The organism is Microcystis sp. LE19-131.1A (assembly GCF_027532015.1).
GTDB classification, from domain to species: Bacteria; Cyanobacteriota; Cyanobacteriia; order Cyanobacteriales; family Microcystaceae; genus Microcystis; species Microcystis ichthyoblabe_A.
Map to the genome: position 1 here is coordinate 26,669 of NZ_JAPZSS010000137.1, position 8,138 is coordinate 34,806.

General features: G+C 42.1%; 5 protein-coding genes and 1 pseudogene. 2 read left to right on the plus strand and 4 right to left on the minus strand.

Going from position 1 to position 8,138, the window contains the following annotated elements:
• Nucleotides 1-4: 4 nt before the first annotated feature.
• The 4 genes from O9323_RS11670 to O9323_RS11685 form a co-directional block, all read right to left on the minus strand.
• On the minus strand, nucleotides 5-1,246 hold the full coding sequence (locus O9323_RS11670; protein WP_002751450.1) for a DUF262 domain-containing protein: 1,242 nt from the start codon (nucleotides 1,244-1,246) through the stop codon (nucleotides 5-7).
• 88 nt (nucleotides 1,247-1,334) lie between these two features.
• Nucleotides 1,335-2,960 (minus strand): glutamine-hydrolyzing GMP synthase, encoded by a 1,626-nt coding sequence (gene guaA, locus O9323_RS11675; protein WP_002789801.1) that lies wholly within the window; start codon nucleotides 2,958-2,960, stop codon nucleotides 1,335-1,337.
• A 140-nt stretch (nucleotides 2,961-3,100) separates the two neighbouring features.
• Nucleotides 3,101-4,228: a cobalt-precorrin-5B (C(1))-methyltransferase CbiD gene (gene cbiD, locus O9323_RS11680; protein ID WP_288125149.1), complete on the minus strand. Its 1,128-nt coding sequence runs from the start codon at nucleotides 4,226-4,228 to the stop codon at nucleotides 3,101-3,103.
• A gap of 371 nt (nucleotides 4,229-4,599) precedes the next feature.
• Nucleotides 4,600-6,837, minus strand: coding sequence for a sensor histidine kinase (locus O9323_RS11685; protein ID WP_002773364.1), 2,238 nt, complete (start codon nucleotides 6,835-6,837; stop codon nucleotides 4,600-4,602).
• Nucleotides 6,838-7,182: 345 nt separating this feature from the next.
• Between O9323_RS11685 and O9323_RS11690 the strand changes: the two genes are divergently transcribed.
• Nucleotides 7,183-7,815: a response regulator gene (locus O9323_RS11690; RefSeq protein ID WP_002737320.1), complete on the plus strand. Its 633-nt coding sequence runs from the start codon at nucleotides 7,183-7,185 to the stop codon at nucleotides 7,813-7,815.
• 119 nt (nucleotides 7,816-7,934) lie between these two features.
• Nucleotides 7,935-8,138, plus strand: a pseudogene (locus O9323_RS11695) (Uma2 family endonuclease); the annotation flags it as partial.

Below are 8,138 nucleotides of genomic sequence, written 5' to 3' on the forward strand. Positions count from 1 at the left end.
CTAACTATCTTAACCCCTTAAAAATAATACGATTGTCTTCCATCTGAGGAATATTGAAGTTAATATCTAATACTTTTGATAAAGCTTGACCCCATAAATGAAAACGATCATAGGTTGATTGTTTAGTATTTGTACTAATTAATACAGCATTTTTAAATCGATCAACGGCAGTACGACATAAACTTTTAAATGCTTCTTCTACCTGTTCTTTGTTTGTCTCGGCAGCTGCTCTCATTAGATCATCGCAAAAGTAAAAAACCATCACATCTAAAATTGCTCGATTGAACTGACTTCGATAAGTTGCCGATTCAGGCAGCCAGAGACGGGAAAAGTTTTTCTCTCCAAAAATATTAATCGTTGTCTGGACAGCTTTTTCAAATTGATCAATAATATTTTTGATTTCTTCTGAGTTTTGATCCCATCGAGCATTAAGCGAAACACAAGCATTATCAAGAAATTTTTTAAGATCACCGCGATAATCGGATAAATAATAATGAAAAGCTACATAACGCAATAATATATCAGTGTCGCGCATCCGGAAATCGGGATAGGAAGATTTAAATATTTTCTTTAATGCTTGACTTTCGATCGCTCGATCATCTAAAAAATTAATAAAACCTCCTGGGTGTAATGCTTGTCTTAATTCTTGAGAAGACAAAGGGGTATTTTCCACATTGAGACGCAGAAAAATTTTATGGAGGAAACTCTCCGTTTTCCAATTACGGATAACAATCGTGCGGATAGTTTGATTATCCAGTTGGTCTAAGAAATCATTTAAATTGAAGTCATTTTTTAGATCTTGATATTGGCAGCCATTGAGGTTATCTAAAAATTCTAAATCTTTTAAAGTAAAACTATTATTAGGTGTGTCACTGTCACCATAAAACTGTAAAATTGTTAGTAGGCGTTGTTTGCCATCAAGAACGATAAATTTCCCTTTTTCCTTGTTATTAGTAGCTAAGACAATCTGTGGGACTGGAAACCCTAGAATTAGGGATTCAATAAATCGACTTTTACGAGTAATATTCCAAGCATCTCGTCTTTGAAAGCGCGGATTGAGTTGAATATTTTCTCGAATTAATTGATCGCGGATCGTTGCGGTAGTCCAATCACTGCTGGCAACAACAGTCTCGGAGATTTCTTTGAGTTGTAGCTTTTTTTGGTTTGCTGATTCTCCTTCAATATCTTCTTCTTCTTCCGCAAAATCCACCGCTTCTATTTCTTCCCACATCTCTAACTGTGTCATGGTAGTAATTAATCTCCTCAATTGTCTATTCTGCAAAAATCCCGCCCCAATATTTGGACGGGACTAACAATCAATCAATAATTCAATACTACTCCCATTCTATAGTTCCGGGAGGCTTAGAAGTAATATCATAAACCACGCGGTTAACTCCCTTAACTTCATTGACAATGCGATTAGAAATTGTCTCCAATAAATCATAGGGAACCCGGGACCAATCGGCAGTCATTCCGTCTTCACTGCTGACTAAACGTAGGACAATAGGATAAGCGTAGGTACGTTGATCTCCCATCACTCCCACACTGCGGACAGGCAATAAAACCGCGAAAGCTTGCCAGAAATCGTGATACATTCCCTGCTTATTAATCTCGTCGCGCACCACCCAATCTGCATCGCGCAAAATATTTAATTTATCTGCGGTGACTTCCCCTAAAATGCGAATCGCTAAACCGGGGCCGGGGAAAGGTTGACGACGAACAATTTCTTCCGGAAGACCGATTGATCGACCTAATTTTCTCACCTCATCCTTAAATAATTTTCGCAGGGGTTCGACTAATTTAAACCGGAGATTTTTCGGCAGTCCACCAACGTTATGATGACTTTTAATTTTAACCGCTACTCTTTCCCCGGTTTTGGGATCCACATTACTATCGGCCGATTCAATCACATCGGGATATAAAGTTCCTTGGGCCAGATAATCAAAGGGTCCCAAACGATTCGATTCTTCTTCAAACACCTGAATAAATTCATGGCCGATACGACGGCGCTTTTCTTCGGGATCGGTGACACCGGCCACTTGCGCTAAAAATCGTTTTCTAGCGTTGACATACTGGACTCCGATATGGAATTGCTCGTTAAATATCTGCATTAATCGTTCTGGTTCACCCTTACGCATGAATCCCTGATCGATAAACATACAGGTTAGTTGATCACCGATCGCTCGATGCAACAGGAATGCTAAGGTAGAGGAGTCCACACCGCCGGATAAAGCCAATAAAACTCGCTTATCGCCCACTTTTGCCCTAATTTCTCGGATCGATTCCTCAACAAAAGCTTCCGTAGTCCAAGTGGGTTCGCATTTGCAGATATGATAGACGAAATTGCGAATTAAGGCGATTCCTCCCACAGAATGGACAACTTCCGGGTGAAACTGCACTCCAAAGAGTTTTTTCTGGTGATCGGCAATAGCCGCACAATCGGTATTATCGGTATGAGCGAGAATTTCAAAACCCGCAGGCAATTCCACGCAGGAATCCCCGTGACTCATCCAAGCGGTGGAACCGTCCTCGACATTGGTTAATAAATCGGTAGGATCGTTGATAAATAGGGATGCTTTGCCGTATTCGGCCCTTTTTGCCCGTTCTACCCTGCCTCCTAACTGCTGTACCATCAACTGCATCCCGTAGCAAACTCCGAGGATGGGTACACCTAAATTCCAAATTTCGGGATCACAGTGGGGCGCTCCAGGATCATAAACGGAATTGGGACCGCCCGAAAGAATTATTCCTTTCGGGTTGATTTGGGCCAATTGTTCGGCGCTGGTACGATAGGAGAGAACTTCGGAGTAAACGTTCGTTTCCCTGATTCTGCGGGCGATTAATTCAGAATACTGGGAGCCAAAGTCAAGAATGATGATTATTTGACGATTAAGGCTATTAGTGAAGGACTCTGAGGGCAAAGTCTCTTGAGGGGTAGGAAGGGGGGTTTGAGTTGTCACTACGATCAAAAAAAGAAACTGGCAGGAAAAGGTTAAAGATTTGTAAACTAAATCGGCTATTGTTCTGAAAATAAGCTACAATAGTCTAGCCTTATTAGTTTCATTTTTTAAGACTAAATATTCCCACGATCATAGCACGGTCACTGGGGGGTAACTTGTAGATTTTGCAAAAATTTAATGCCATTTTCGCTTTTGCTGATCAAAGAACGAGAGCGATCGAATAAAATACAACCGACCCCAAGATGACCGTTACTGTGGTTATAAACGTATTCTTGGCAACGGCGATCGATAGTATTAGCCATTTCTCCATAGATGCGTTCCACCCAATTATCTCCCGTTTGCTGGTCTAATTGACGCAGATATTCCAGACCGTTTTCGCTGGTGCTACTGTCAAAAATTTGCTGGAGATGGGGGGTAGCTAAACCCATTTTAGCGGCGTAGGCGGTGAGAATTTCCCGACGACCATCGGCGAGATGATGGTGAGTCTGAAAGATTCCCCCGGCAAGTTTAATTAATTTACCATGATAACCAAACAAAAGAATTTCAGAGATTCCCTGTAATTGTGCCTCTAATAACATCGGCCCGATCCAATTGGCTGTTTTTACCAAAATATCAGGATTAATACCCATTTGAGGGGCTAAATCTAAGCCATTTTCCCCGATACAAAACACCAAACGATCAAAACGAAGAGATAAAATTTTTAATTGCTCGCGAAAGATTTCCAACTGTCCGGGAGCGCTCAGGGGTTGGGAAATGCCAGTGGTACCCAACAAAGACAATCCCTCTACTACCCCAAAAGCGGCGTTAGAAGTCCTTGTGGCCAGTTTTTTGCCTTCTGGAAGGATAATCGTCACTTTGATGCTTTCTTGGGGCAGTAACAGGGGTCTGAGGTTTTCTTGCAGCAGACGCTGGGCATAACTATAAATAGCTGATTTTCCGCCATTATCAACCTGTAGGCCGATTCCTGCGCCGCCTTGAATCTCTATCTCTTGATTACCCGTTTTTCTTTCTACTAACGCCCATATAGGAGTATTTCTAGTTAAATCTAAATTGTCCCCCGGATCGCTGCGGGTGATAGCTAGGGCAGCATCGGGGTTAAGTCGGGCAACTTGTTCGATGGCAATTGTAACCGTTTCTGGCGGTTCTAAAAGATTAAAAGTAACGGAATTTAGCTCATTTTCGCCGTGGAGATGCTGGAGAGATGCGATCGCACTGGCACAGGCAAAAACTGGTAAAGTGTAACCCGGACGGGGTGGGGAGATAGACATGAATAGGGTCGATAGCCAATCAAATTAGCCGTGATCTGATTATAGAACTAGGGGGCAACCGCTGCTATTTTTGATGATTGTTTGACATCCTCACCACCGGGGGTGAGCGCATCTCAAACGCTATTGACAATTGGCCAATTTTGTGATCCTTGTGAGAATTTCAAGGGATACTAGCAATCAGAATAGTTACAAACTCGACCTATTTGGTCGATTGTTGCTTAACAATTGAGATGGCAAATTCTCCTCAAATATGCCTTAATTGTCGGTAGGCAACCCACATAAAATGGCTAATTCAAGTCTGAATTGGCGATTCTATATACCCCAGAGTCCCAGAAGAGCGATAAGCAGAATCATCTCGATCCCGTTACAAATCACTGATTACTGTTGACTAACTCCTGCTTAATTACTCTAGAATTTTGATGAGCAAGGGGTAAAGTAAACCAAAACTGTGAACCAACCCGCGGGGTACTTTTTACTCCAATTCTCCCAGAGTGAGCCTCGATAATTTGCCGACATTGGTAGGAACCTAAACCAATCCCCGTTAGGTGTTGATTATGAAGATTTCTTACATATAAATGGAAAAGATGTTGACATTGTTCCTCATCCATGCCAATGCCATTATCGCTTAAAGTGCAGTAGAGCATATCTTGGTCAATACGAGCATCTAAAGCTAATTGAATTGGTGAAGGATTATGTTTCAAGGCATTATTTAATAATTGTTCAAAAACACTTCTTAGCTGATAAGGATCGGCATCAATAGCGGGTAAGTTATCGGGGAGAAGATTAATAAAAGTAGCTTGGTATAAATCAAAATCTTTTTGCCAATCTTTCAGCCAAATTTCCACCTGTTCTTTTAAAAATAGAGGTTGACGATGCAAGATTAAAGGCCGTTCTTCAGCAAAATGATTTTCTGATAAAGCATTAATTAAAGTTAATTGTCGATCGCAACTACGCACCACCTGATCGAGCATTGCTCGCGAGATAGTTACTTTTTCTGTTTGCCGACACTGGAAATTTTTTAATAACATCACTAATCCCATAATCGAAGTGCGTAGATCGTGGGATACTGCCTGTAAAAAAACCGTTTTCATTTCGTATAAACGCTGAATTTCCCGGACTTTTTCTCGCAGTTCCAGGGTTCTAGCTGCCACTTCCTGTTCTAAATTATTATTCAAGCTTTGCACCCTCTGATATAGTTGCGCTTGGCCGATAGCGATACAAACTTGGGTGGCTAACTGTTCTAATAATTTGACCTCGCTTTTTTGCCAATGACGGGGATGGGAATATTGATGGACAACTAAAGCACCTAAATGTTGATTATTAACCGTTAGAGGTAAAACTAAAGAGGATTTAACTTGCAGGTATTCGTAATAACCCTTGAGAGTGGGCAGCGTTTGCACCTTAGCGGTATTATCAGCAATAATTAACTTATCTAAAGAAAATAATTGTCCCAATTCTTCCAGTAATTCTGGTTCGGGAAACCAACCCATCAGCGAGGGAATCTCGGGACGACGGGACTCAGCGATTACCTTAGACCAACCCCGCTCTTGACAGTGACCGATATAGACTTGATCGGCATCGAGAAAATTTCTGATTTCCCCAACAATGGTATTTAAAACTTGATCTATATCTAAAGATTGATGGACTTTTAAAGCAACTTGTGTGACTAAATGTTCTCGTTCTAAAGTTTCATTTAAAGCTCGATCGATCTGTTGTCTTTCGGTAATCGCCGCCGATAAAAACAGAGAAGTTGACATGACAATGACCAAAAAGATTTGTAAGATCAGGACACCTCTGGTATGGTCGGGGGCTTGTAGGATAAAAGGACTGATTCCCCCGACCAATCCCATCAAAGCTAAAATAGATACTAAAAAATTGGCTATTACCGCTCCCCAGGTCTGAAAACGCATAGCAGCCCAAACCACAAAAGGAAAAGGCAGATATTCGAGGTACTGCACCATACTCCAATCGGGGTTAAGAAAATCCTGTTGACCACCAAAAACCACGAAAGTCACCACCGTTAGCAAACTCATACAAAGTAATGCCTCGCCAAGGCGTTGGGGTTGCCGGGGTTCCCGCAGGGAGTGACGATTGAAGCAAAAACGCAACAGCAGCGGCGTGGTCATTAAGATCCCTGTACTATCTCCGAGCCAGATCATGCCCCAAGACTGTCCAAATTGCCGCCAATCCCAAGTATTTAGCCAACTACGGGCAAAAGTATCGATAGTGGCATTAACTGCCGAGGCCAATAAGGCCGCTAAAAATACCAGTAAGAGAATATCGCGAATACGCTGTAAAGTGGCGGAAAATCTCAGATAATGTAGGAATTGCGCCCCTAACAGAGCCGATACACTGCTACCGAGCGCCGAAAATAGAGCTATGGGCCAACTGCCCCCTAAAAAGAAGGTTAGAAGCAAATCCCCGATAAAAACGCCTAAAACTAGCCTTTTTCCCCCTAAAAAAACGGCAGTCAAGCCAATACCAGCACTCATCCAAATTGGGGCAGGTCGCGACCCTAAATTTAAGCAGAGATAGCCTAGCCAACCAACACCCAGATAAGCTAGGGCAACAAGCACAATTTTAGACCGATCTGATGAAATACGCAGCATTTTCAGTTATCAGTTATCAGTTATCAGTTATCAGTTATCAGTTATCAGTTATCAGTTATCAGTTATCAGTTATCAGTTATCAGTTATCAGTTATCAGGTTTAAGTTTTAAGTTATTAGGTTTAAGTTTTAAGTTATTAGGTTTAAGTTTTCAATTTTCAATAAATTTAGTATCTTTCACTGGTCACTGGTCACTGGTCACTGGTTACTGGTCACTGGTTACTGGTCACTGGTCACTGAATCACTGAATCACTGTTAATCTCTCTCCAGATTGCCTAAACTAGGAGTAGTTCTGCTTCATGCAGATGGGTGAAAACCGTACATTTTCCCGTTAGGAATCAAAGATCATGCGGATTTTAATTGTTGAAGACGATCCTTTAATGCAGTTAGGTTTAGAACAAGCGCTCGGTGAACAGCCAGATTTTGAGATCGTCGGTCAAGCTAGTGATGGTCTGGCGGGGGTACAATTAGCCCTATCCCTACGGCCAGATTTAGTGGTCATGGACATCGGTTTACCCCGTCTCGATGGCATTGCGGCAACTAAACAGATTAAGGAGGGTTTAGCTAATGTTCATGTGGTCATGCTCACTTCCCACACTCTGCAACAGGAAGTGATCGCAGCTCTGGCCAGTGGCGCTGATGCCTATTGTATCAAGGGAGCGAGTCTCGATCGCCTTTTGGCCGCCATTGAAGCAGCTAAGGACGGGGCCACCTATTTAGACCCTCAAATTGCCCGTTTAGTCATGGATAATCTCAAACCGCCGGCAGTGCAACCTAATCCCAATCTAGCACTTTTATCGGAGCGAGAAATGGAGGTTTTAAAGTTAATTGTTGAGGGCAAAAGTAACGCTGAAATCGCCGAACAACTTTATTTAAGCACCAATACGATTAAAACCCATGTGCGGGGAATTATGAATAAATTGGCCGTGGACGACCGAGTACAAGCGGCCGTAATTGCCCTGCGATCTGGTATTGTTTAAGGGAAAAATGACGATTTACCCACAGGAATATTCTACCTCAATTGCTACTGCTACAATTGCTCAAAAAATCCCTTCAATGATTTATAATAAGTTGTTGACCTATCTCTGTTGGACTAACCATGACTATCGCTGAAAGCTTACCCCTAGTGGAGTCCCATGTAAACCCTGAGATAATCTTCCCGGAAGGCGAATTTTGGAGTGATGAACCACCCTTGGAAAGTAACCTACATCTACAACAAATTATTTTATTAATTCAGTGTTTAGAATGGTGGTGGCGCGAGCGAGAAGATTATTTTGCCGCCGGCAATTTAACCATTTATTAC

Coding starts and splice junctions, on each gene's coding strand:
- O9323_RS11690 (WP_002737320.1), top strand. CDS start 7,183: ATGCGGATTTTAATTGTTGAAGACGATCCTTTAATGCAGTTAGGTTTA.
- cbiD (WP_288125149.1), bottom strand. CDS start 4,228: ATGTCTATCTCCCCACCCCGTCCGGGTTACACTTTACCAGTTTTTGCC.
- O9323_RS11685 (WP_002773364.1), bottom strand. CDS start 6,837: ATGCTGCGTATTTCATCAGATCGGTCTAAAATTGTGCTTGTTGCCCTA.
- O9323_RS11670 (WP_002751450.1), bottom strand. CDS start 1,246: ATGACACAGTTAGAGATGTGGGAAGAAATAGAAGCGGTGGATTTTGCG.